Here is a 23865-nt window from a genome sequence, read left to right as displayed (position 1 = left end):
CCGCGCCCGGGACCGTCGTGCGGACCTCCGGTGCCGAGGTCGTGCTGCGCGTGTCCCGGCCGGGGCCGGTGACCGTGCGGATCGCGTACTCGCCCTGGCTGCGCAGCGACGGCGGGTGCCTGAGCCGCGAGGGCGAGTTCACGCGGCTCACGGTGTCCGCGCCGGGCGAGTACCGGATCAGCTCGGAGTACGGTCCTTTTCCGGCGCCGACGGCCCGCTGCTGACCTCGCCGCCGGCCTCACTGCCGGCCTCGGCGCCGGTCTCGGCGCCGGTCTCGGCGGCGGCCGCTCCGCCGGCCTTGGCACCGGCCTGCGCACCGGCCCCGGCGTCGGCCCCGGCGGCCGCCGTGACCGTCCGGGCGCGCGGGCCCTGGAGCAGGTACGTCAGTCCGAAGCCGGCGCCGACGACGACCGCGCCGCCGACCGCGTCCAGGATCCAGTGGTTGCCGGTGGCGACGATCGCGGCGGCCGTGAACAGGGGGTGGAGCAGGCCGAGCGCCTTCATCCACATCCTGGGCGCGATGATCGCGATGACCAGTCCGCACCACAGGGACCAGCCGAAGTGCAGCGACGGCATCGCCGCGTACTGGTTGGTGAGGGCGGTGAGCGTGCCGTAGTCGGGCTTGGAGAAGTCCTGCACGCCGTGGACCGTGTCGATGATCCCGAGGTGCGGCATCAGGCGGGGCGGGGCCAGCGGGTAGAGCCAGAAACCGACCAGGGCGAGCAGGGTGGCGAAGCCGAGGCTCGCGCGGGCCCAGCGGTAGTCGACGGGGCGGCGCCAGTACAGCAGGCCGAGGACGGTGAGCGGGACGACGAAGTGGAACGACGTGTAGTAGAAGTCGAAGAAGTTCCGCAGCCAGCCGATCTTCACCACGGCGTGGTTGACGGCGTACTCGATGTCCAGGTGGAGCACGCGCTCGAGGTCGAGGATCTGCTGTCCGTGCTCCTCGGCGCGGGCGCGGCCGGCCGAGTTGCTGCCGCCGGTCGCGGCGAGCCGGACCTTGGCGTACGCGGCGTACGTGACACGGATCAGCAGAAGCTCGAGCAGCAGGTTCGGGCGGGTGAGCACCCGGCGCAGGAACGGCAGCAGCGGGACGAACCGGAAGCGGGCCGGGACCGGAGCGGCGTACCGGGTCGGCACGGGCGACCGGAAGTACGGCGAGGTGCGGGACAGGAACGGGACGGCGGTGGCGGCGGCCAGGGCGGCGAGGAGGACGACGTTGTCGCGCAGCGGGTGGAGCACGGCCATGTTCGGCAGCATCATCTTGGCGGGCAGCGTCATCACCAGGACGACGGCCACGGGCCACACCAGCCGGTCGGAGGCGCGTCTGCCGACCCGGCCGACGACGGCGAGCAGCACCCACAGCAGCTGGTGCTGCCAGGCGGCCGGGGAGACGACGATGGCGGCGCAGCCGGTGAGGGCGACGGCGAGCAGCAGCTGGCCGTCGCGGGCGTAGTGGACGGCGCGGCGCAGGCCGAGCACCACGACGGCGGCGCCGAGCAGCAGGAAGAGGCCGATCTCGAGGGGGCCTTCCAGGCCGAGCCGGAGCAGGGCGCCGTGCAGGGACTGGTTGGCGAGGTCGTCGGCGGGGCCGCCGAGGCCGACGCCCGCCATGTGGTGCACCCAGTAGGTGTGGGAGTCCTGCGGCATCGCGGCCCAGGCGAGCGCGGTGGCCGCGGCGAAGGTGACGCCCGCGGCGGCGGCGGCCCGGCGGCGGCCGGTGAACCACAGCAGCGGCGCGAAGAGCAGCAGGGTGGGCTGGAGGGCCGCCGCGACGCCGACCAGGACGCCGCCGGCCCGCTGACCGTGCGCGACGAAGCAGCCCAGCAGGACGAGGAGGACCGGGATGATGCTGGTCTGGCCGAGCCACAGGGTGTTGCGCACCGGCAGGGACAGCATGAGCAGACTGATGGCGACCGGGGCGGCGAGCAGCGCGGTGCGCCGGCCGACCGGCCGGGGCAGGGCACGGGCGGCGATCACGCCGAGGGCGACGACCAGCAGCAGCGTGCCGAAGGTCCAGCCCCAGCCGAGGGCCTGTTCGGCCGATCGGGTGAGGGGCTTGAGGACGAGCCCGCCGAAGGGGGTGCCGGTGAAGCGGGTGGAGTCGTAGAGGGAGCCGCTGACGTGCAGCACGCCCTCCGGGCCCACCCAGGTCTCCAGGTCCGTCAGCCGTTCCCCGCGCGGGGTGCTCAGGACGACGGCCACCTGTCGTACGGCGAGGACGGCGGCGAGCAGCCACAGTCCGAGTCGGGCCGCCCGCAGCCGTGCCCGGGCGCCGTCGGCCGTCGTCCCGAACGCCTCCGCCGGTCGTCCGCTGTGCTCCGCATTCGCCACGCCTCGTCGGCCTCCCGCCCCGCTCGCCCACACGTCCCGTGCGTGGGGTTCACCCTGCGAACCCTATGAGGCTCGCACCGCCCCTGGGCACAGACGCAGGAAACCCCCGCGTCACCTGACGCCCCTCCCGCTTTTGTCCGGATGACGACGGACCGGGGGGACCGGGTCGCTTCCCGCCGGCGCGACATGGATCACAGCGAGCAGCCGGCCGGGGCGCCGCGGGGAGGGGCTGCGGTCCTGCACACGCCGCATTTAGATGCCCTGTGCAGCTGAACGCGTACCGTCCGTAGAGGGACCAACGGCGCTTATCGTCACTTCTTCGGCCCGCCCGACAGCGCCGCCGCGCGGACCCGTCCCTGTCCCCGTCGAAAGGTAGGCGAGCGAAGTCTTGTCGACTGCCCCAGTCGCCGCTCACCCGTCCTCGCACCCGTCGCAGAAGACCGGCACCGCACAGGCGCCCGGCACCACCGCCCCCACCGTCACCGACCCCGCGCTCGTCCGGCGCGCCGTGAAGGCGGCGGCGCTCGGCAACGCGATGGAATGGTTCGACTTCGGTGTCTACAGCTACATCGCGGTCACGCTGGGCAAGGTCTTCTTCCCCTCGGGCGATCCCACCGCCCAGCTGCTGTCCACGTTCGGCGCCTTCGCCGCGGCCTTCCTGGTCCGCCCGCTCGGCGGCCTGGTCTTCGGCCCGCTCGGCGACCGCGTGGGGCGGCAGAAGGTCCTCGCCCTCACCATGATCATGATGGCGGCGGGCACCTTCGCCATCGGCCTCATCCCGTCCTACGCCGCGATCGGCGTGGGCGCCCCGGTCCTGCTGCTGGCCGCCCGCCTGGTGCAGGGCTTCTCCACCGGCGGCGAGTACGCCGGCGCGTCCACCTTCATCGCCGAGTACGCCCCCGACAAGCGGCGCGGCTTCCTCGGCAGCTGGCTGGAGTTCGGCACGCTCGCCGGGTACATCGGCGGCGCGGGCCTGGTCACCCTGATGACCGCGCTGCTCTCCTCGGAGGACCTGCTGTCCTGGGGCTGGCGCATCCCGTTCCTGATCGCGGGCCCGATGGGCGTCATCGGCCTCTATCTGCGCATGCGCCTGGAGGAGACGCCGGCGTTCGCGGCCGAGGTCGAGAAGGCGGAGAGCAGCCGCCCGAAGGTGCCGCTGCGCGAGATGGTCACCGGCCAGTGGCGCGCGCTGCTGCTGTGCGTGGGTCTGGTGCTGGTCTTCAACGTCACCGACTACATGCTGCTGTCGTACATGCCGAGCTACCTCACCGGTGAGCTGGGCCACGACGCGACGCACGGTCTGCTCGTGGTCCTCGGCGTGATGGTGCTGATGATGATCGTCCAGCCGTTCGCCGGTGCGCTGACCGACCGGATCGGCCGCCGCCCGGTGATCGCGGCCGGGTGCGGCGGGTTCCTGGTGCTGTCCGTCCCGGCGCTGCTGCTGATCCGCGACGGCGGCCTGCTCGCGGTCGCCGTCGGCATGGGCGCCCTCGGCCTGCTGCTGGTGTGCTTCACCGCGGCCATGCCCTCCGCGCTTCCGGCGCTGTTCCCGACGCGCGTGCGGTACGGCTCGCTGTCGATCGGCTTCAACGTCTCGGTGTCGCTGTTCGGCGGCACGACCCCGCTGGTGATCACGGCCCTGATCGGCGCGACCGGCGACGTGATGATGCCCGCCTACTACATGATGGCGGCGGCCGTGATCGGCGGGTTCGCGGTGTGGCGCATGGCGGAGTCGGCGGGACGCCCGCTGCCGGGTTCGGCTCCGTCGCTGGAGGCGGCCGGGACACGCTGAGGGCGCCGACCGGTGATTCCCTGACAGGGAAGCCGTGCACCACGTATCTTCGTCAGCGCCACTAGTTAGGCAGGCTAACCAGCCGTACGGAAGGTACAGGTGCATGAGCGAGTCGCGGCTCTGGCAGGAAGTGGACGACTACCTCACCGCCCGTCTCCTGCCCGACGCCCCGGAGGACGACGCCCTGACGGCCGCCCTGCGCGACAGCGAGGCCGCCGGCCTCCCGCCCATCGCCGTGTCGCCCGCCCAGGGCAAGCTGCTCCAGCTCCTCGCCCAGGTGCAGGGCGCCCGGCACATCCTGGAGATCGGCACGCTCGGCGGCTACAGCACCATCTGGCTGGGCCGCGCCCTGCCGGCCGACGGGCGGCTGGTCTCCCTGGAGTACGACCCCCGGCACGCCGAGGTCGCCACCCGCAACATCGCCCGCGCGGGACTCGACCGGCAGGTCGAGGTGCGGGTGGGTCCGGCGCTGGAGTCGCTGCCCGGGCTGGCCGACGAGAACCCGCCCCCGTTCGACCTCGTCTTCATCGACGCGGACAAGGCCAACAACCCGCACTACGTGGAGTGGGCCCTGAAGCTCACCAGCACGGGCAGCCTGATCGTCCTGGACAACGTCGTACGGGGCGGCCGGGTGGCCGACCCCGGCACCACCGATCCGGACGTGCTCGGCACCCGCGCCGCGCTCGACATGATCGGCAGCCATCCGAGGCTGAGCGGCACGGCGATCCAGACGGTCGGCGCCAAGGGCCACGACGGCTTCGCGCTGGCCCGGGTGCTCGCCTAGGCGCACCCCGGCCCGCGGGCCTCACACCTCGTGGTAGAAGCCCACGTTGACGCTGCGCGGGGCGGCGCGGTCCTGGACGACGACCTCGCCGCTGCCGCCACGGTGCCGCCGTAGGCGACCGGGCGGGTGTGCTCCCCGACGGTCAGCCGGACCTCGGAGGAGGGCTCGGGCAGCGAGCCGCGCAGCCAGGTCAGCTGCCAGGTGCCGTCCCGCAGGCACTGGAACTCCAGGTGGACCCGGGAGACGAACAGCCAGTCGTCCGGCGTGGAGAGCCGGCACACCGACCTGTCCCGGCCCACCCGCAGCACGGCGCCCGGCTCGCTGGGCGCGTCGGCCATGAGCATGCCGGCCGTGGCACCCGCTTCCGCCGCGGACACGGCGGCCATGGTGAGTTCGAGCACGTGCGCTCCTCCTGAAACGGGACGGCCCTGACCGGAACCGCCTCGGGCGGCGGCCGGACCGGCTCACCGCCGCCGCATGATAAAACGCCCGGCTCCGCGGTGTCCGGCACAATGGCCTCATGACCGAGCGAAAGCCACCCGGCGTCGACTTCGAGTCCTGGGTCGACAAGCAGATCCGCGACGCGGAGGCGCGCGGGGAGTTCGAACGGCTGCCGGGGGCGGGCAAACCCCTCCCGCGTGACGTGGAGACCGCGTACGACGAACTGTGGTGGGTCAAACGGAAGATGGCCCGCGAGGGCCTCTCCGTGCTCCCGCCGGCGCTGGCCCTGCGCAAGGAGGCCGAGGACGCGCTGCAGGCGGCCCTCGCGGCCCCCTCGGAGCGGATCGTCCGGAGGATCCTCACGGAGATCAACGACAGGATCCGCGAGATGATGTTCAAGCCGCCGCCCGGCCCCCCGCTGGGCAAGAAGCCGTACGACGTCGAGGACGTCGTACGGCAGTGGCGGGAGCGCCGGACCGCGGCGGGCGGGTCAGACGCGTAGCAGCCGCTCCGCCAGCTCGCGGTAGTCCCGCAGGGCGAGGCGCAGTTGCTCGGTGTCGGTCGCCGCGGCGTTCCCGGCCTCACCGGTGTCGGCGGTGTCGGCGGCCCGCCAGGACCGGCACAGGGCGTGGCGCCGCTCGGTCACCGCGTCCGTGACGCGCGCGGTGAGCTCCTGCAGGACGCGGTCGGCCTCCTCGACGGCGTCCCGCGGCGCGTCGACGAACCCGGCCACGGCGTGCTGCAGCTGAGCGGCGAACCGGTCGCCGTCGTCGCGCGGGAGGAGACGGGTGCCCGGGGTTCCTTCGTTCCCGCGGCCCGGACCGGGGGTCCGCTCCGGGGCGTGGCGCGCCGTGTCGCCGGCCGGCGTGCCGCCGGCCTGCGGGTGGGCGGCGACCAGCGGGCCCTCCCCGCCCGCGGCGGGAGCGCCCGGGGTGGTGCCGGTGCTTCCGGGGAGCGGTTCCCCGCCGGGGCGTCGGATCGCGTCGGACATCTCGCTCAGCTCTCCTTCGTCTGGTGCCGGTGGAACACCGACGGCGTGTGGTGACCGCGACCGGCCGGGGACCTGTGCCCGTCGTCCGCGCCGGCGCGGTGGCGGCCGCGGTCGTGGGCGGACGGCCGGACCAGTTCGTCGAACAGGGCGCGGGCCTCGACCAGGGCCTCGCGCATCTCCTCGGTGCCCGCGCCGCCGTCGTGCGCGCCCCTCGCGCGCGCCTGGGCCACCCGGTGCACCCGCCGGTAGCCCTCGACGTGGTGCGCGTGGTGCACGGACAGCGCGGCGAGCTGGTCCTCGTAGTGCCCGCCGTCGGGGAAGCCCTTGGCGCCGGCCAGCTCGGCGAGCAGCCGGTCCGCCTCGGCGACCGCGTCGCCCGGCGCGTCGACGAACCGCTCCTGCACGGCCGCCCAGCGCGCCTCGTACCGCTCCCGCTCGGCGGGCTCCAACGGCCGTTCCCGCAGGTCGCCGTGGCGCTCCACGCGCTCGGCGAGCTCCCGCTCGGCGGCCTTGGCGTCCCCGTCGTGCCGGGCGACGGCCCGGTCGTACTCGGGTCCGAAGCGCCGCTTCAGGTTCGTGCCGTGCCGCGGGCCGCGGGCCCTCAGGGTCACCACGGCCGCCGCGACGACGACGAGCGCGACAATCACGATCAAAGCAATGATCAGGCCAGTGGACATGAATGCCTTCCGGTTCTCGGCCAGGCCGGCACTCCTCGCGAGCCGGTTCGCCTACCGGGTTGCCCGAAGGTTCACCCGCAAACAGTTCCGGCCCCCCACCGGACCGGCGCGGCACGGGCGGGGCACAGGCGCGGCATATTCGCTTGCGCGCCCGCCGGGGGGCCCGCCGAGAATGCGGGCATGGCCTGGACCGTCGCCCCGGAACCGCACGACTCCCCCGTCGCCGCCGCGCTCTGGCGGGCGTACTACACGGAGGTCAGCGACCGCTGGTACCTGCTGCACGAGGGGCGGCGGACCGATCCCGGGGAACTGGAGCGCGAGATCGCGGCGCAGTCGGGCGGCGATCTCGCGCCGCCGAAGGGCCTGCTGCTGGTCGCGCGGTACGCGGGGGAGCCGGCCGGCAGCGCGGGCGTCCGGCTGCTGGACGACGCGGCCGCCGAACTCACCCGGGTGTTCCTCCACGAGGGGATGCGGGGCAGGGGCGGTGCGGCGCTGCTGGTACGGGCCGCCGAGGACGCGGCCCGCGCCCGCGGTGCCACCCGGATGGTCCTCGACACGCGCGGGGACCTCGTCGAGGCCCGGGCCCTGTACGCCCGGCTCGGCTACGCGGAGACCGAGCCGCACAACGCCGGCCCGTACGCCGAGCACTGGTTCGCCAAGGAACTCGGCTGACCGGCGTCACCTCACCCGGCCCGTGTGGCCGGGCGCTCGCGGTGCGGGCGTTCGCGGTGCGGACGCTCCCCCTGCGCACCGCACAGCTCGCCGGTCAGCTCGTGCACCAGCTGCACGAGGTCGGTCGGACGGTCCGGCCCCCACCAGTCGCCGAGCAGTTCGGCCAGGGAGTCCTCCCGCGTCCGTGCCAGCCGCTCGGCCACCTCGCGCCCTTCCTCGGTCATCACCAGGTCGAGGCCCTGGCGCACGGCGAGGTGCCGTACCTCCAGCTGGCGGGCGGCCTCGATGACGACGCTCAGCGGGACGGGGCCGCGCTCGGCGAGCAGGGCCGGTTCCACCGCGCCGTACTTCCTGATCCGCAGCAGCAGCCAGCTCGCCGCGGGCAGCAGGTCGTAGCCCGCGCGTGCGGTGATCCTCTGGTAGATCTCGCGCCGCCCCTCCCGGGTGCCGAGCAGCGACAGCGCGCGGTACACCTCGTCGTACGACGACCGCTCCACGGGGTTGCTGGCCAGCGTCTCGGTGGCGTCGGGCGCGGTGACCGAGCCGCGCAGCCTGTCCTCCTTGAGGAACCAGGCCAGCACGAAGCCGAGGACGGCGACGGGAGCGGCGTACAGGAAGACGTCGGTGATCGCGGAGGCGTAGGCGTCGACGGCCGAGGCGCGCAGCGCGGGCGGCAGGGCGGCGATGCCGCGCGGGTCGGCCTCCAGTGAGTCGGCGGAGATGCCGGGCGGCAGCCGGGCGCCGCTCAGGGCGTCCGTGAGTTTGTCGCCGAGGCGGCCGGCGAAGACCGTGCCGAAGACGGCGACGCCGAAGGAGGCGCCGATGGACCGGAAGAAGGTCGCGCCGGAGGTGGCGACGCCGAGGTCCTCGTAGGGGACGGCGTTCTGCACGATCAGCACCAGGACCTGCATCACCAGCCCGAGCCCGAACCCGAGGACGAAGAAGAAGAGGCTCATCACGGCGGCGGAGCTGTGCGCGTCGAGCTGGTGGAGCAGCAGCAGGCCGAGCGTGGTGACGGCGGTGCCCGCGACGGGGAACACCTTCCAGCGGCCGGTGCGGCTGATGATCTGCCCGGAGCCGGTCGAGGCCAGCAGTATGCCGGCCACCATCGGCAGCATGTGCACGCCGGACATGGTCGGGGTGACGCCCTGGACCACCTGGAGGAAGGTCGGCAGATAGGTCATCGCGCCGAACATGGCGAAGCCGATGATGAAGCTGATCACGGCGGAGAGCGTGAAGGTGCGCACGCGGAACAGCTTGAGCGGCAGCACCGGTTCGGCGGCCCGCCGCTCGGCGGCGACGAAGGCGACGGCGAGGACGGCGCCCAGCACCGCGAGCCCGGCGATCTGCGGCGAGCCCCAGCTCCAGGTGGTGCCGCCGAGGGAGGCGACCAGGACCAGGCAGGTGGCGACGGAGGCGATGAGGAAGGTGCCGAGGTAGTCGATGACGTGCTTCGTCGACCTGCGCGGGATGTGCAGCACCGCCGCGATCACGGCGAGCGCGACGACGCCGACGGGCAGGTTGACGTAGAACACCCAGCGCCAGCTCAGGTGCTCGGTGAGCAGTCCGCCGAGCAGCGGCCCGAGGACACTCGTCGTGCCGAAGACCGCGCCGAACAGGCCCTGGTAGCGGCCGCGTTCGCGCGGGGGGACGAGATCCCCGACGATCGCCATCGACAGCACGATCAGCCCGCCGCCGCCCAGTCCCTGGAGCGCGCGGAACGCGATCAGCTGGGGCATGTCCTGCGCCGCGCCGCACAGCGCCGAGCCCACCAGGAAGATCACGATGGCGATCTGGAAGAGCCTCTTGCGCCCGTACTGGTCGCCGAGCTTGCCCCACAGCGGGGTCGCCGCGGTGGAGGCCAGCAGATAGGCGGTGACCACCCAGGACAGGTGCTCCAGACCGCCCAGCTCGCTGACGATGGTGGGCAGCGCGGTGGCCACGATGGTCTGGTCGAGGGCGGCGAGCAGCAGACCGAGCAGCAGCGCGCCGATCGAGAAGAGGACGTTGCCGGACACCTGCTCCCGGGCGCCGGCGTCACGGGCCGGCGGTCCGGCGCCGGGCGAGGGCTGCGCGTTGCCCGCCTTCGGCGTCGTTCCGTGCGCGTCCCCGGCCATGAAGACCTCCCCAGGTTCTCGTTTTCACCCTCCATCGTGATCGGTATGACCCGTTATGGCCTGTTGAGTTCTGACGGAAGTCTGCATTCCGGGGGCGCACGGACCGAGCTGTGAAGAAGATCTGCATAATCTCTGGAGTTCGCGAGGGGAGGGACGACACGTGGAACAGCCGAACGGGAACCCGTGCCCGGAGTGCGGTGCGCCCAGACACAGGGACAACACGCCGTCCTGCACCTGCACCCTCCGCGCGTCCGACGCCCTCCGCGACGCCCGCACGGCTCAGGCGGCCGCGGCGGAGGACTTCGACCCGCTGCGCATACGGCCGTACGTCGAGCTGGACGGCAAAACGGCGGGGGGTGTGCCGGACGCGCCGGGCCGTGCGCCGGGCGGCGGACCGGAGGGCGCGCCGGACGGCGGGCGGGGAACCGGGAAGGCGCCGGGGGCGGGGGGTGCGCAGGGGGCGCAGGACGTCCCCCCGGAGTCCGGGACACCGCAGGCGGCCGACGCGACCGTGCCGTTGCGCGCCGTCGCCCCGGACGCCCCGGACACTCCCGGTGCGCCCGGCCCCCCTGACGCACCGGGCGCCGGGGCCCCCACGTCCGTCCTCCCCACGCCGCTCGCGCCGCCCGCCACCGAGCCGAGCGCCGCGGACCTGCACCTGTTCGAGACCGGGCCCCCGCACCCGTCCGGAGCCGCCCCGGCCGCGGACGACACCACCGGCCGGCCCGCCGCTCCGCCGCGCCGGCGGCGCCGTACCACCCTGCTCGCGATCACCGGGGCCGTCGTCGCCGTGGTGGGCGCGGCCGGGTGGGCGAGCGGGCTGTTCTCCTACGAGACGCCGTCCCGGGACGGCGCGCTGCCGGAGGACATCAGGGCGGGCGTGCCGGCCCCCTCGTCCGCCCCGCCGTCCGCGGCACCGGCGACGAGCGCGTCCGTCACCGCGCCGGCCTCCGCCTCCCCGTCGGCCTCGCCGTCCGCGAGCGCGAGCCCGTCGGCCTCTCCCTCGCCTTCGGCGTCCAGCGCCACGCCGAGCCCGTCGAAGCCGGCCGAACCGTCCGCGGCCCCGACGACCACCGCGCCCACCGGCTCTCCCGAGGAGCGGGACGAGGACGACCGCGACGCCACCGGACCCGTCCTGAGCCGCGGCGACCGGGGCCCGGAGGTCACCGAACTGCAGCTGCGCCTGCGCCAGTTGTACCTGTACAACGACGACATCAACGGCCAGTTCACCCACCGCGTGGAGGACGCCCTGCGCAACTACCAGTGGTCCCGCGGCCTCCAGGACGAGCTGAGCGTGTACGGCCCGAGGACCCGCGCCCAGCTGGAGTCGGAGACCCGGGAGCCGTAGGGCCTGCCCGGGGAGTCCCAGGGGCCCGGAGGCCCGGGGCCCGGTGCCGGCGGGTCCGGCGGGCCCCTGCGGGGTCACGCCCCGCGCGTCCGGGCTCCGTCACGCGGTTTCCCGTCACGGGGATCACACGGACACGGGGATCACGCGGATTCCGTCACGTGCAGTCGGATCGTGCCGTCGGCCCCGGCCTCCACGCGCACCTGGGTCAGGTCCCGTACGACCACGTCCGGCGCGTGGAAGCCGGCCCGCGGGCCGACGCCCACGACCCGCATCCCGGCGGCGCGGCCCGCGGCGATGCCGGCGCCGGAGTCCTCGAAGACCACGCAGTCGGCGGGGTCGACGCCCAGTTCCGCCGCGCCCTTCAGGAAGCCCTCGGGGTCCGGCTTGCTCGCGCCGACGGACTCCGCGGTCACCCGCACCGCGGGCAGGTCCAGCCCGGCGGCGGCCATCCGGGCGGTGGACAGGGCGACGTCGGCGGAGGTCACGAGCGCGTGCGGCAGCCCGTGCAGCGAGGCGAGGAACGCGCGGGCGCCCGGGATCTCGACGACGCCCTCGGTGTCCGCCGTCTCCTCGGCGAGCATGCGGGCGTTGTCCGCGTGGTTCTGCTTCATCGGCCGGTCCGGCAGCAGCAGCGCCATCGACGCGTACCCCTGGCGCCCGTGCACGACCTTCATGACCTCGTCCCCGTCGAGCCCGTGCCGCTCGGCCCAGCGGCGCCAGACGCGTTCGACCGAGGCGTCGGAGTTGACGAGGGTGCCGTCCATGTCCAGCAGGAGGGCGCGGGCGGTGAGTACGGCGGTGGCCGTCATCGGCAGCTCCAAGGCGCGGAGGAAGTGACTCGGGCGGGGATCCCGAGGGCTGTCGGGCGCGGGGCCCGAGAGGGCGCGGGGCCCGGAGGTACAAGGCGGCCCCGCCCGCCGGTCAGGGAAAACGGGCGGGAGCCACTTTGTTTCTCCACGGTACAAAACGAACCCGGCATCCCGCCACCGCCTCCGCCGACCGTTCACCGGGACTTCGGCTTCCCGCCGCCTCCGCCGGACCGCGCGGCGGACCGTCACCCGGTGACCGCCTCCCACAGGCTCCACACGCCGAGGCCCAGCATCAGCAGCGCCGCGATCTGCGTGATCAGCCGCAGCGGAACCCGCTTCATCAGCGCCTTTCCGCCGACGATGCCGAGCCCGGCCACCGCCCACAGCGCGAGCACCGCGCCCAGGCCGACGGAGAGCGGGTCGTCGTAGCGTGCGGCGAGGTTGGCCGTCATGATCTGGGTCAGATCGCCGAACTCGGCGACGAGGATGAGCATGAAGCCCGCCCCGGAGACCTTCCAGAAGCTCTGGTCCTCCGGCTTGCGGACCTCCTCCTCGCCCTCGTCCCTCTTGAACAGCAGCATCGCCGCGCCACCCAGGAAGAGCACACCGGTGAGCGCGTGCACGAGCTGCTGGGGCAGCAGCGTGAGCACGCTTCCGGCCGCCACCGCCAGCGCGACGTGCAGGGCGAAGGCGGCGGCGACGCCGGCGAAGACGTAGGAGGCCCGGTAACGGGTGCCGAGGACGAGGCCGGCGAGGGCGGTCTTGTCCGGCAGTTCGGCGAGGAAGACGACGCCGAAGACGACGGCCGTCACGGTCAGACTGATCAACGGTTCCTCAATCGGTCGGGGCTGCCCCACCGAGAGTGCTGTGCGATTCCGCGGGACACCTCGGCACGGCAGCGCACACGGCGCCCGTGCCGTACGGCACGGGCGTGCACTGCTTGCCGAAGGTCTCGCTGGCCGACCTCGCGCGAGGTCCGCCTCCGGGCGCCGGCTCAGGCGGGCTGAGCAGTGTGTCGACGGTCCGGCGAAGAGCTACTCCCCTTCTGCGCCGTCCATGGTACGCGAGGCCCCGCCGATCCCGGACGCGGAAGTTTCACAACTGAACCATAGACGTGTCATGAACGCGTCACTAACTTCTTACCGGACACACCCCTCCCCGCAACGCGGAGTGGTGAGCATGGCCCTGCTCGCGCTCCAACACCCCCATCGCACAAGGGAGTTCGCATGCCGAAGTTCTACGCGCGTCGACGGCTCAGCATAGTCGCGGCGCTCACCGGCCTCATAGCCTCCGCCGGCCTGTTCAACGGCCCGACCGCCTCCGCCGCCCTCCCCACCCCCGTCAGCGCCGCCACCGCCCGCAGCTACCTCGCCACCCTCCCCGTGCGCACCGAGAACCGCACCGGCTACAACCGGGACCTGTTCCCGCACTGGATCACCGTCAGCGGCACCTGCAACACCCGCGAGACCGTCCTCAAGCGCGACGGCTCCAACGTGCGGACCGACTCCTCCTGCGCCGCCACCAGCGGCAGCTGGTACTCCCCGTACGACGGCGCGACCTGGTCCGCCGCCTCCGACGTCGACATCGACCACCTCGTTCCGCTCGCCGAGGCCTGGGACTCCGGCGCCGGCTCCTGGACCACCTCGCGCCGGCAGGCCTTCGCCAACGACCTGACCCGCCCGCAGCTCCTCGCCGTCACGGACAACGTCAACCAGGCCAAGGGCGACCAGGACCCGGCCACCTGGATGCCCTCGCGCACGGCCTACCACTGCACCTACGTCCGCGCCTGGGTCCAGGTGAAGTACTACTACGGCCTGTCGGTCGACTCGGCCGAGAAGTCCGCCCTGCAGAGCCACCTCGCGAACTGCTGAGCGCCGGAATCCCCCCGCCGGCCTCCGTCGCTGCGTACCGTACGGGGCGACGGAGGAAGGGGTCACCATGACCGGACTGCGGCTCGGACCGCTGCTGAGGTACGTCGACGGTTCGTCCGCGACCGTCTGGGTCGAGACGAGCCGTCCGGGCACCGCCGAGGTGCGCTGCGCGGACGGGTCCGGCGGGACGGCCGGCACCTTCCGGGTCGCCGGGCACCACTACGCGCTCGTCCAGGTGACCGGCCTGACCCCGGGCACGGCCACGCCGTACGAGGTGTTCCTGGACGGCACCCGGGTGTGGCCGCCGGCCGAGGAGTCCTTCCCGTCCCTGCCGCCCTCCGTCATCCCCACCCCGGGCCCCGACGGCCGCGTGCGCATCGCCTTCGGCTCCTGCCGCTGGGCCTCACCGCCCACCGGGGAGCACGATCCCGTCGGCCCCGACGCCCTGGACACCCTGTCGGCGCGCATCGCCGCGGACCCGGACGGCGAACGGCCCGACGTCCTGCTCCTCCTGGGCGACCAGGTGTACGCCGACGAGACCTCCGACGCCACCCGCGCCTGGCTCGCCGCCCGCCGCGACCTGGACGACCCCCCGGGCAGCCAGGTGGCGGACTACGAGGAGTACACCCACCTCTACTACGAGTCCTGGCTCGACCCGCAGGTGCGCTGGCTGCTGTCCACCGTCCCCACCTGCATGGTCTTCGACGACCACGACGTGATCGACGACTGGAACACCTCCGCCTCCTGGGTGGAGGACATGCGCGCCACCTCGTGGTGGCGCGAGCGGGTCCTCAGCGGCCTGATGTCGTACTGGGTGTACCAGCACCTGGGCAACCTCTCCCCGGCGGAGCTGGCGGCGGACCCGCTGTACGCGGCCGTGCGGGAGAGCCCCGACGGCACGGAGGCGCTGCGCGCCTTCGCCGCCGGGGCCGAGGCGGACGCCGCCTCCGTGCGCTGGAGCTACCGGCGCGACTTCGGCCGGGTGCGGCTGCTGATGGTGGACAGCCGCGCGGCCCGCGTCCTGGCGGAGGGCGAGCGCTCCATGCTCGACCCGGGCGAGGCCGCCTGGCTGCGCGAACAGGTCTTCGACGAGCGCGGTTCCTACGACCACCTCCTGATCGGCACGTCCCTGCCCTGGCTGCTGCCGCACCTGGTGCACGACGTCGAGGGATGGAGCTCCGTGCTGTGCCGGGGCGACAAGGGCCCCCGCTGGGCGCGACTCGGGGAGAGGCTGCGGCGCGGGGCGGACCTGGAGCACTGGGCGGCGTTCCCGGAGTCCTTCGCCGATCTGGCGGAGCTGATCGCCGAGGCCGGTACGGGACCCGAGGCACCGGCGACGGTGTGCGTGCTCTCCGGTGACGTGCACCACGCCTATGTCGCCGAGCCGAGCTGGCCGGGGCGCGCCGGGCCCGACGCCCGCGTGGTGCAGCTGACCTGCTCCCCCGTCCACAACTCCATTCCCCTGTCGATAAGGCTCGGCTTCCGCTTCGGCTGGAGCGCCGCCGCCCGGCGGTTCGGCCGTGCCTTCGCGCGGCACGCCGGTCTCGCCCGGCCGCCGGTCACCTGGCGCAGGACGGGCGGGCCGTGGTTCGGCAACCAGCTCATGACGCTGACGACCCGGGGGCGTTCGGCGGTGCTGCGGCTGGAGCACACGCAGGAGGAGGAGGCCGGGGCGCGCCTCAGGACGGTGATGGAGACCCGGCTGAGCCGGTGAGCCCGCCGGGAAACCTGTGAGCCGCCTGTGCAAGGAGGTGTGTATTCGGTCACGTCGTTGAACATGACGGCGGGGTGGCGACCGTATTCACGTGCGGCGGCGGGCGCGCGAACGCCGCAGGCCGAGGCGAACCCATGGCCAAATGTTGAACTTGCAAGCAATAGTTAGGGACACCTAACGTGGGGGTCGACTCGGTTCCGTCCCCGGACCGGCCCCGCCCCGGGGTCGGCCTGACCGAAGGAGACCCCCCACATGACCGGACGCCTCAACAGCGCCCAGCCGTACGCCCTGGGCCTGTTCCGCATAGTCGTCGGCCTGCTGTTCGCCTGCCACGGCGCCGTCTCCCTGCTCGGCGCGCTCGGCGGCGTGGACGGCAACGGCGGCACCGTCGAGACGGGCGCCTGGCCCAACTGGTACGCGGCTCTGATCGAGCTCGTCTGCGGTGGTCTGGTCCTGCTCGGCCTCGGCACCCGTGCCGCCGCGTTCCTGTCGTCCGGCGCGATGGCGTACGCGTACTTCAAGGTCCACCAGCCCGAGGCCCTGTGGCCGATCGAGAACAACGGCGAGGGCGCGGCCCTGTACTGCTGGGCCATGTTCCTGCTGGTGTTCACCGGCTCCGGAGCGTTCGGCCTGGACCGGCTGTTCGCCAGGCGCTCGCCGGCGGAGGGCGAGCAGACGGCGGGCCAGGCCCCCGTGGCCGCCTGACCGGCGCCGGAGGGTGTCCTTCCCGGGCCCGGGAAGGACACCCTCCGCCACGTGCCGGAACGGTGGACTCCGGACACCTGCGGGACGACGGCGAACTCCCGGTGCCGCACGCATGAACCCCTCGTGACCCTTCCGTCACACATCACGCGTACGCTGTATGGCTGTCAACGGCCACTCCTGCCGCTCCCCCCGCGACATCGCGGCACGGTCTGGCCCACGGGGGAGCCACGGGGAGTTCGGGTGGAGAGTTTCGGGTCGCTGATCGGCAGCCCATGGATCTACGCGGTGGTGGCCCTCTCGGTACTGCTCGACGTGTTCCTGCCGGTCCTGCCCAGCGGGGTCCTGGTGATCACCGCGGCCACGGCGGCGGCCGCGGGCACGGCGGCCGACGTGCCCGACATCCTGGTGCTGACGCTCTGCGCCGCCACCGCCTCCGTCCTGGGCGACCTGGTCGCCTACCGCCTCGCCTGGCGCGGCGGCCCCCGCCTGGACCGGGCGATCGCCCGCTCCCGGCGGCTGACCCGCGCGCAGGAACGACTCGGCGCGGCGCTGGTCCGGGGCGGCGGCGCCCTCGTCGTCCTCGCCCGCTTCGCCCCGGCAGGCCGCTCGCTCGTCTCCCTCGGGGCCGGCGCCGCGCGCCACCGCGCCCGTGACTTCCTCCCCTGGTCGGCCCTGGCCGGCCTGTCCTGGGCCGCGTACAGCGTGGCCCTCGGCTACTTCGGCGCCCACTGGCTCGGCGCGACCTGGCTGGCGACGGCGGTGTCGGTGGGCGCGCTGTTCGGGGCGGGGGCGGGGGCGGCGTTCCTGGTGCGGAGGCGGCCCCGCCCCTCGGAGGCCTCGTAGGGATGGGGCCGTGGGCCCCGCAGGGCCGTGCGGCAGGCCCCTGTCCCCGCCTGCCCGCGGATCCGGCGCTCCACCGGTGCGCTACCCCGCCTGCCGGGCCGCGGCGCCCCGCACCTCCAGGCCGTCCAGCAGCTCGGCGGTGGCCTCGGCGATCGCGTCCACGGCCCGGTCGAAGACCTCGCGGTTGTGGGCGGCCGGTGCCCGGAAGCCGGACACCTTCCTCACGTACTGCAGGGCGGCGGCCCGGATGTCCTCCTCCGTGGCCTCCTCGGGCAGCGCGGGCGGACGCAGGGTCTTGATACTCCGGCACATGCCCCCAGTCTGACGCCCCGGGGCCGCGCCGGCCACGGAATCGTCGACTGCGACGGTCCCGACAGGCGGCCACCGTCCGGGGGCCGGCCGACGGGAGGAGTTCCCGGGGCGCACCGGCTCCCGTGATCGCCCGCGGGGTACGGGAGTTGACCCGCACCGTGCCGCAACGGCCCCGGCCTCGCCCGGCGTTGCGGTGGCCCGGGCCGCCCGGCCGGTCCGTGCGACCGGGTCCGGCCGTCGACCGGGGCGGCGGTTCCACGATCGGGTGAACTCCGGGGCGGGCCCCCGGCAACTCGCCCCCCGAAATCGAACAGGCGTATCATCGGGCCGTGGCTGCGACCTATGACTTTCCGAGTGACCTCCTCGCCGGTCAGGAGGAACTGCACCAGGTCCGGGCCGAGTTGTCGGCCCTGCTGAAGCGGCTCCCCTGGTCGGTCGAACCCCTCGACGGCTTCAGCGACGACAACGGCTGGCGCAAGGTCGAGCGTCCCGCCTCGCCCGGCTGGACCGATGACGAACAGGCCGAGGTGGAGAAGCTCCGGCGGCGGGAGCACGAGCTCGCGGTGTTCGTCAGCACCCACCGCTACTGGAACGAACTCACCGGCGCCGACCGGATGCACGCCCGCTCCCGGCTCAAGCACGTCGTGGGCGAGGGCGCTCCGCCGGAGCACACGGAGAAGTCCCCGTAGGACGCGCGGCGCGCAGGAGCCCGCGAAGGCGGGAGCACGGGAGAAGACGGGAAGACGAAAGGGCCTCCGGAACGTGTCCGGAGGCCCTGTGCGCCGATGCGGGCCGGCGTTCGCCGACGATCGCGGTGGGCGCGGACGGTTTCGAACCGCCGACATCCTGCTTGTAAGGCAGGCGCTCTACCCCTGAGCTACGCACCCGCGGCCCGGACTGCGCGCCCGGGTCGGGTGGACAGCCTACATGGCCCGGGGCAGGGTCCGGAAAACCTCCACCGGGGGTTATCCCCACCTCCGATCCGGTAGTGGCCCGGATCCCCCGCCGGGCCGCGGATCCGTACGGTCGAAGAGCGCTGGAGAACGCTGGAGAGCGCCACCGTCCGTCCCAGGGGGAGACCGTCATGACCCGTGCCACCGGCACCCACCGAACCACCGGTTCCGCGCACGCCGGCGGTCCCGGCCGCACCGCGCGGACGCGCGCCCTCGCCCTCGCCGGGGCGGCCGTGGCGCTCGTCGCCGGCCTGAGTGCCTGCGGGGCGTCGGCCGGGGACGACGACGATCCCGACCACCGGTCCTTCGACCTGCCCGGCAGCACCCTCACCATCGACTCCGACGACTCCGCCCTCGAGATCGTCGCCGCGGACGGGCACCCGTCGGGCGAGGTCCGGGTCACCCGGTGGTTCCAGGGCTCGGTCGCCTTCGGCAGGGACCCGGAGGTCACCTGGTCCATGGACGGCGACCGGCTGGTGCTGCGCATGGAGTGCACCGGCGTCGTCGCCGACTGCTCCGCCAAGCACCGCATCGAGGTGCCCCGCGGGGTCGCCGTCAAGGTCGAGGAGAAGGACGGCAGCGTGCGGGCACGGGGTTTCCGCGACGCGCTGAGCATCCGTACGACGGACGGCTCGGTCCGCGTCACGGACTCCACGGGCCCCCTTAAGCTGCGCACCGGTGACGGGTCCGTGCGCGCGGAGGTCGCCTCCCGCACGGTGCGCACCCACACCGGCGACGGCTCGGTCCGTCTCCGGTTCCAGGCCGTGCCCGACCTGGTGGAGTCCCGCAGCGGCGACGGTTCCCTGACCATCGACCTGCCCCGGGCCGCCTACCGCGTGGACACCGGAACCGGTGACGGCGCCGAGGACGTGTCCGTGCCCCGCGACGACTCCAGCTCCCACGTGGTGACCGCCCGCACCGGCGACGGCAAACTCACCGTCCGCACGGCGAACTGACCGGCCCGTGTGTTCGTCTCTTACCGGTGGGAGAATGACACCGGGCAGGGCGAACGACAGTACGGGAGAGGGATGTGACGGCGACACCAGCGCAGCCGTACTCGCCGTCGGTGCCGCGCGTGCCCCGCACGCGCCGTCTTCCGTCTCCCCTCCCACGGCCGCGCCCCCGCCGGGGGCGCGGAGCGCCCGGCCCGCTCCGGGACGCGCTCGCCCTCGCGGGGCTGCCGCTGGTCGCCGCGCTGGCGCTGCCCGCCGCCTTCGCCGGCGGCGGCACCCGGCGCTGGTTCGGCGGACGGGCCGAGAACCAGCGGGCCGAGGCCCAGGCCGCCAAGGACGCGGCGGCGGCCGCGTTCTACGAGCTCGACACCGCCCAGCGCGACCTGCGGATCTCCATCGAGACGATCACCGCCGTCGACGACTCCCCCGCCGCCCGCCGCGCCGTCGCCGATTTCGAGGCCCTCAGCCGGCGCATCGACGAGGCCAGCCACCGCTACATCAACGCCGTCGACGCCCACGACCTCGACCGCGACGACCTGGAGGCCTCGTCCGCCTCCCGCGCCCGCGCCGAGCTGACCACCGCCAAGGACGAGCTCGGGCGGGTCAAGCAGGAGCTGGACCGCTTCGCCGACGGGCTCGGCCCGCTCCTCGGCAAGGCCGAGACCCAGCTGGCCCGGCTGGCGCCCGCCGTCGAACGCGCCCGGCAGGCGCTGCTCGCCGCCTCGAACGCCCTCGACACCGCACGCGGGTCGGGACTGAGGGCCGACGACCTCGCCGCCCGGCTCGCCGCCCTCTCCCCGGAGCTGACCAAGCTGAACCAGGGCGCCGGGCAGCACGGCGTACCGCAGACCCTGGAGCGGGCCGAACGGGTCACCCGCGAGGCCGAGGCCGTCCGCGCCGAAGCCGAACGGCTGCCGGAACGGGCCGCCGAGATCGACCGCCGGCTGGTCTCCCTGCGCACCCGCGCCCAAGCCCTCACCACCCGCTCGGAGCAGGTCGAACCGGTGCTCAGCGAACTGCGCCGCCGCTTCACCGCCGCCTGCTGGCAGGACCTGCAACACGTCCCCGACCTGGCCACGGAGAACGTGCGCCAGGCCGAAGCCCGGCTCGCCGAGGCCAGGGCCGCCCGCGAGGAACAGCGGTGGGCGGACGCGACCGCCCTGCTGTCGACCGTGCGGGCGCTGCTGAACACGACCGACGAGGCCGTGTCCGCCGCCGGTGACCGTCTGCGGCGCCTGAACGCGGTGCAGAAGGACCCGGAGCAGGAGGTCGAACGCACCCGCTTCGCCATCCGCGACGCCCAGCGCCTGGCCATGGCCGGCCGCAACACCCCCGACCCGCGCCACGCCCGCCCCCTGGACGACGCCGTGGCCCGCCTGGAACGCGCCGTCGCGGGCCTGGAGGGCCGCCACCCCGACTACTGGCACTTCCTGACGGAGACGGAGGCGGTACGCGCGACGGTGAGCCGTGTGGTGGCGCTCATCCGGGAGGAACGGGGCGCAGCCGCCCACTGACCGTCACCGGCCGGTTAACCTGTGCCCATGCCTCGTTACGAGTACCGCTGCCGGACCTGCGGCGACACCTTCGAACTGAGCCGTCCCATGGCCGAGTCCTCCGCCCCCGCGACCTGCCCGGCGGGCCACGACGACACGGTGAAGCTCCTGTCCACGGTCGCGGTGGCCGGCACCGGCTCCGCCCCGGCCCCGGCTCCCCGCGCGAGCGGCGGTGGCGGCGGCTGCTGCGGCGGGGGCTGCTGCGGCTGACGCCCAAAGCCGCCGACCGGCAGGTCAGCTCCCCAGGTAGCGCAGCACCGCCAGCACTCTGCGGGAGTAGCCCTCACCTCCGCCTGCCAGCCCGAGCTTGTCGAAGATCGCGTTGGTGTGCTTCTCCACCGCGCTCTGCGAGATGTGCAGCCGCCGCGCGATGGCCGCGTTGGTGTGCCCCTGCGCCATCTCGGCCAGGACCGCGTGCTCCCGTGCGGTGAGGCGGGCGAGCGGGTCGGTGTGGGTCGTGCGGCCGAGCAGTTGCCGGACGACCTCCGGGTCGAAGGCGGCGCGTCCGCCGGCCACCCGCTCCAGGGCGTCCAGGAACTCGTCGACCTGGACGACACGGTCCTTGAGCAGATAGCCGACCCCTTCCGACTCGCCGGTCAGCAGCTCCGTCGCGTACCGCTTCTCCACGTACTGCGAGAGCACCAGCACCCCCACCTCCGGCCGGCGACGGCGGATCTCCAGGGCCGCGCGCAGCCCTTCGTCGGTGTGGGTGGGCGGCATCCGCACATCGGCGACCACCACGTCCGGCGGATCCTCGGCGACGGCCTTCAGCAGCAGTTCCGCGTTGCCGACGGCGGCGAGCACCTCGTGCCCCTCCTCCGCCAGCAGCCGCACCAGGCCCTCTCTCAGCAGGGTGGAGTCCTCGGCCAGGATCACGCGCATGGCAGCTCCGCGGTCACCAGGGTCGGTCCGCCCGGCGGACTGCGCACCTCCAGGCGTCCGTCGAGGGCCGCGACCCGCCGGGCCAGCCCGAACAGCCCGCTGCCCGACGCGTTCGCCCCGCCCCGGCCGTCGTCCTCCACGCTCACGTGCACCACTCCCTTCTCCGCTCCGACCGCGACGACTATCCGGGTCGGTGCCGCATGCTTCACCGCGTTGGTGACGGCCTCGCAGACGACGAAGTAGGCGACGGTCGCCACGGCCCGCCCGGGCTCCCCGGTGAGCCCGTACTCCACTCGTACCGGCACGGAGGCCCGCTCGGCGACCGTCTCCAGCGCCGCCCGCAGTCCCGCCTCGTCCAGGGAGGTGGGATAGATCCGCCACGCCACTTCGCGCAGGTCGTCCAGGGCCTGCCGGCTCTCCTCGTGGGCCTGGCGCAGCAGCCGGTCCGCGCGGTCGGGGTCCTCGCTGCGCAGGGCGCGGCCGAGCAGCATGCCGAGCGCGACCAGGCGTTGCTGCACCCCGTCGTGCAGGTCCCGCTCGATGCGGCGCCGTTCGTCGTTCACCGCGTCGACCACGGCCGCGCGGCTCGCGGACAGCTCGGCGATGCGCCGCTCCAGCGCGTGCTGGTGGCTGGGGCCGAGCAGCCGGAGGGCCAGCTTCCCCTCCAGTTCGGCCACGCCGACTATCCCCTGTACGGCGAGGAAGAGCAGGAAGAGTCCGCCGAGGGACGTGTAGACGATCACTGTGGTGTTCCGTACGTCGTCGACCAGCAGCCAGAGGTACGTCCAGGACGTGCCGTACCCGAGGCCGATCGCCACCGAGAGCATCACCACCGCGCCCAGGACACCCAGCGCCCAGCGGCAGGCGAGGTAGGCCAGGGCCTGGGTGTCCTCGTAGACGGGAGAGGTGTGCGCCCTCAGCCAGATCCGCAGCCGGGCGCGCTCCAGTTCCGTCAGTCCTCGCGCACCCGCGAGGACCGGTCGGAGCACGGCGCGACGACCGTGCGGCCAGGCCGCGACGGGCAGCAGGAGCAGACCGGCCAGGACTGCGCAGAGCAGCTCGACGACGGCGGTGGCGGCGCCCCACATCAGGCCCACCGCACACCGCACCACGCGCCGCACCGTGTCTCGCATGATCGCGAGGCTAGCCGGGCGCGGCACCGGCGCGCACTGCGGAAAACCGCAATTCCGGCTGCGGAAGCCCACAGCGCATCGTGCGGTTCTCCTCAGGGTCCCTTCAGCTCCGGTTTTCTAGCGTGGTCGGCATGACAGCCATCGCAGCGCACACGATCACGGCGGCCGCGGACGGGAGCGCCGGGCCGCAGTGGGTCAACGACCTCATGGACACCATGGGCGCCCCTGGGGCCGGCCTCGCCATCGCGCTGGAGAACCTCTTCCCACCCCTGCCCAGCGAGGTGATCCTGCCGCTGGCGGGGTTCGCCGCGAGCAGCGGGCGGATGAGTCTGCTCGCCGTGCTGCTGTGGACGACGGCGGGGTCGGTGATCGGCGCGCTCGCGCTGTACGGGGTGGGTGCGCTGCTCGGCCGGGACCGGACGGTGGCGATCGCGGGGCGGCTGCCGCTGGTGAAGGTCGCGGACATCGAGCGGACGGAGGCCTGGTTCCTGCGGCACGGGACCAAGGCGGTGTTCTTCGGCCGGATGATCCCGATCTTCCGCAGTCTCATATCGGTGCCGGCCGGTGTGGAGCGCATGCGGCTGCCGGTGTTCCTCGGTCTGACCACGCTGGGCAGCGCCATCTGGAACACCGCGTTCGTGCTGGCGGGCTATGTCCTGGGCGACAACTGGGAGCGGGTCACGACCGTCGTCTCGGCGTACTCGAAGGTGGTCCTCGGTGCGGCCGCGCTGGCGGTGCTGGTGTTCGTGGTCATGCGGCTGCGGCGGCCGGGGGCCGGGCGCCGGCGGCGCGACGGGCGGGGGAACACGGAGGGGACGCGTCCGGAGGAGGCACGGCCGTCGGACTTCTCCGAGGAGGACCACCCCACCCGCCGGCTCCGCGTCACGGACCCGTACGAGCTCACCGACCGGAGGCGGAGTCCCTGAGAGCGGATCGCCGACGGTGACGCCGCCCCGCCTCCCGGGCGGGGCGCACCGGGGT

Annotated in this window: 23 protein-coding genes, 1 tRNA gene and 1 pseudogene; 14 read left to right on the top strand and 11 right to left on the bottom strand. The window is 73.8% G+C overall.

What is annotated here, in order from left to right; all coding sequences use genetic code 11:
- Window positions 1-177: 177 nt before the first annotated feature.
- On the bottom strand, window positions 178-2334 hold the full coding sequence (locus tag RIM90_RS03080) for a bifunctional glycosyltransferase 87/phosphatase PAP2 family protein (protein WP_309058943.1): 2157 nt from the start codon (window positions 2332-2334) through the stop codon (window positions 178-180).
- A gap of 388 nt (window positions 2335-2722) precedes the next feature.
- Here RIM90_RS03080 and RIM90_RS03075 point away from each other — a divergent pair, with 388 nt between their 5' ends.
- Window positions 2723-4126 carry an MFS transporter gene (locus RIM90_RS03075; protein WP_309058942.1) on the top strand — a complete coding sequence of 468 codons (1404 nt, stop codon included), beginning with the start codon at window positions 2723-2725 and terminating at the stop codon, window positions 4124-4126.
- Window positions 4127-4229: 103 nt separating this feature from the next.
- Window positions 4230-4910, top strand: coding sequence for an O-methyltransferase (locus RIM90_RS03070; protein ID WP_309058941.1), 681 nt, complete (start codon window positions 4230-4232; stop codon window positions 4908-4910).
- A gap of 21 nt (window positions 4911-4931) precedes the next feature.
- Here the strand turns inward: RIM90_RS03070 and RIM90_RS03065 are convergent.
- Window positions 4932-5311: pseudogene (locus RIM90_RS03065) on the bottom strand (hypothetical protein).
- Between the two features lie 119 nt (window positions 5312-5430).
- Here RIM90_RS03065 and RIM90_RS03060 point away from each other — a divergent pair.
- Window positions 5431-5853 (top strand): DUF1992 domain-containing protein, encoded by a 423-nt coding sequence (locus RIM90_RS03060; RefSeq protein ID WP_309058940.1) that lies wholly within the window; start codon window positions 5431-5433, stop codon window positions 5851-5853.
- On the opposite strand, the gene RIM90_RS03055 is transcribed toward RIM90_RS03060, so the two are convergent.
- Both RIM90_RS03055 and RIM90_RS03050 read right to left on the bottom strand, forming a co-directional pair.
- Window positions 5842-6342, bottom strand: a complete 501-nt coding sequence (locus RIM90_RS03055; protein ID WP_309058939.1) for a hypothetical protein — start codon at window positions 6340-6342, stop codon at window positions 5842-5844. The genes RIM90_RS03060 and RIM90_RS03055 overlap by 12 nt on opposite strands.
- Window positions 6343-6347: 5 nt before the next feature.
- Entirely contained in the window at window positions 6348-7019 is a 672-nt protein-coding gene (locus RIM90_RS03050) for a hypothetical protein (protein WP_309058938.1), read from the bottom strand.
- Between the two features lie 180 nt (window positions 7020-7199).
- On the opposite strand from RIM90_RS03050, the gene RIM90_RS03045 reads away from it, so the two are divergent.
- Entirely contained in the window at window positions 7200-7691 is a 492-nt protein-coding gene (locus RIM90_RS03045) for a GNAT family N-acetyltransferase (protein ID WP_309058937.1), read from the top strand.
- A gap of 11 nt (window positions 7692-7702) precedes the next feature.
- Here RIM90_RS03045 and RIM90_RS03040 read toward each other — a convergent pair whose 3' ends face one another.
- Window positions 7703-9808, bottom strand: a complete 2106-nt coding sequence (locus tag RIM90_RS03040; RefSeq protein WP_309058936.1) for an MFS transporter — start codon at window positions 9806-9808, stop codon at window positions 7703-7705.
- A 160-nt stretch (window positions 9809-9968) separates the two neighbouring features.
- Here RIM90_RS03040 and RIM90_RS03035 point away from each other — a divergent pair, with 160 nt between their 5' ends.
- Window positions 9969-11156, top strand: coding sequence for a peptidoglycan-binding protein (locus tag RIM90_RS03035; protein ID WP_309058935.1), 1188 nt, complete (start codon window positions 9969-9971; stop codon window positions 11154-11156).
- A gap of 140 nt (window positions 11157-11296) precedes the next feature.
- On the opposite strand, the gene RIM90_RS03030 is transcribed toward RIM90_RS03035, so the two are convergent.
- A complete protein-coding gene (locus RIM90_RS03030; protein ID WP_309058934.1) occupies window positions 11297-11965 on the bottom strand; it encodes an HAD-IA family hydrolase in 669 nt (222 codons plus the stop codon).
- A 245-nt stretch (window positions 11966-12210) separates the two neighbouring features.
- Window positions 12211-12792 (bottom strand): TMEM165/GDT1 family protein, encoded by a 582-nt coding sequence (locus RIM90_RS03025; protein ID WP_309058933.1) that lies wholly within the window; start codon window positions 12790-12792, stop codon window positions 12211-12213.
- Between the two features lie 399 nt (window positions 12793-13191).
- Between RIM90_RS03025 and RIM90_RS03020 the strand changes: the two genes are divergently transcribed.
- From RIM90_RS03020 to RIM90_RS03005, 4 genes are all read left to right on the top strand, one after another.
- A complete protein-coding gene (locus RIM90_RS03020; protein ID WP_309058932.1) occupies window positions 13192-13836 on the top strand; it encodes an HNH endonuclease family protein in 645 nt (214 codons plus the stop codon).
- A 67-nt stretch (window positions 13837-13903) separates the two neighbouring features.
- Window positions 13904-15550, top strand: a complete 1647-nt coding sequence (locus tag RIM90_RS03015) for an alkaline phosphatase D family protein (RefSeq protein WP_309058931.1) — start codon at window positions 13904-13906, stop codon at window positions 15548-15550.
- A 252-nt stretch (window positions 15551-15802) separates the two neighbouring features.
- Complete coding sequence (locus RIM90_RS03010) at window positions 15803-16255, top strand: DoxX family protein (RefSeq protein WP_309058930.1); 453 nt, start codon at window positions 15803-15805, stop codon at window positions 16253-16255.
- A gap of 240 nt (window positions 16256-16495) precedes the next feature.
- Window positions 16496-17098 carry a VTT domain-containing protein gene (locus RIM90_RS03005; protein WP_309058929.1) on the top strand — a complete coding sequence of 201 codons (603 nt, stop codon included), beginning with the start codon at window positions 16496-16498 and terminating at the stop codon, window positions 17096-17098.
- Window positions 17099-17179: 81 nt separating this feature from the next.
- On the opposite strand, the gene RIM90_RS03000 is transcribed toward RIM90_RS03005, so the two are convergent.
- Window positions 17180-17410, bottom strand: a complete 231-nt coding sequence (locus tag RIM90_RS03000) for a DUF2277 domain-containing protein (RefSeq protein WP_159532278.1) — start codon at window positions 17408-17410, stop codon at window positions 17180-17182.
- A gap of 329 nt (window positions 17411-17739) precedes the next feature.
- On the opposite strand from RIM90_RS03000, the gene RIM90_RS02995 reads away from it, so the two are divergent.
- Entirely contained in the window at window positions 17740-18099 is a 360-nt protein-coding gene (locus tag RIM90_RS02995; RefSeq protein ID WP_309058928.1) for a hypothetical protein, read from the top strand.
- Window positions 18100-18225: 126 nt separating this feature from the next.
- Here RIM90_RS02995 and RIM90_RS02990 read toward each other — a convergent pair.
- Window positions 18226-18297: transfer RNA gene (locus RIM90_RS02990), tRNA-Val, on the bottom strand.
- Window positions 18298-18494: 197 nt separating this feature from the next.
- Here RIM90_RS02990 and RIM90_RS02985 point away from each other — a divergent pair.
- The 3 genes from RIM90_RS02985 (at window position 18495) to RIM90_RS02975 (ending at window position 21079) form a co-directional block, all read left to right on the top strand.
- Window positions 18495-19319, top strand: a complete 825-nt coding sequence (locus RIM90_RS02985; RefSeq protein WP_309058927.1) for a DUF4097 family beta strand repeat-containing protein — start codon at window positions 18495-18497, stop codon at window positions 19317-19319.
- Between the two features lie 74 nt (window positions 19320-19393).
- Window positions 19394-20830 (top strand): hypothetical protein, encoded by a 1437-nt coding sequence (locus RIM90_RS02980; protein WP_309058926.1) that lies wholly within the window; start codon window positions 19394-19396, stop codon window positions 20828-20830.
- A 27-nt stretch (window positions 20831-20857) separates the two neighbouring features.
- A complete protein-coding gene (locus tag RIM90_RS02975) occupies window positions 20858-21079 on the top strand; it encodes a zinc ribbon domain-containing protein (protein WP_309058925.1) in 222 nt (73 codons plus the stop codon).
- A gap of 24 nt (window positions 21080-21103) precedes the next feature.
- On the opposite strand, the gene RIM90_RS02970 is transcribed toward RIM90_RS02975, so the two are convergent.
- Window positions 21104-21751, bottom strand: a complete 648-nt coding sequence (locus RIM90_RS02970) for a response regulator transcription factor (protein WP_309058924.1) — start codon at window positions 21749-21751, stop codon at window positions 21104-21106.
- Window positions 21742-22884: a sensor histidine kinase gene (locus RIM90_RS02965; protein WP_309058923.1), complete on the bottom strand. Its 1143-nt coding sequence runs from the start codon at window positions 22882-22884 to the stop codon at window positions 21742-21744. Before RIM90_RS02965 ends, RIM90_RS02970 begins: the two co-directional genes overlap by 10 nt.
- 131 nt (window positions 22885-23015) lie before the next feature.
- On the opposite strand from RIM90_RS02965, the gene RIM90_RS02960 reads away from it, so the two are divergent.
- On the top strand, window positions 23016-23810 hold the full coding sequence (locus tag RIM90_RS02960; protein WP_309058922.1) for a DedA family protein: 795 nt from the start codon (window positions 23016-23018) through the stop codon (window positions 23808-23810).
- Window positions 23811-23865 lie beyond the last annotated feature (55 nt).

Source organism: Streptomyces sp., from assembly GCF_031181555.1.
In the GTDB taxonomy this organism is placed as follows: domain Bacteria; phylum Actinomycetota; class Actinomycetes; order Streptomycetales; family Streptomycetaceae; genus Streptomyces; species Streptomyces fimbriatus.
The sequence above is the reverse complement of the archived record's forward strand: the minus strand, read 5'-3'. Positions and strand labels throughout refer to the sequence as shown.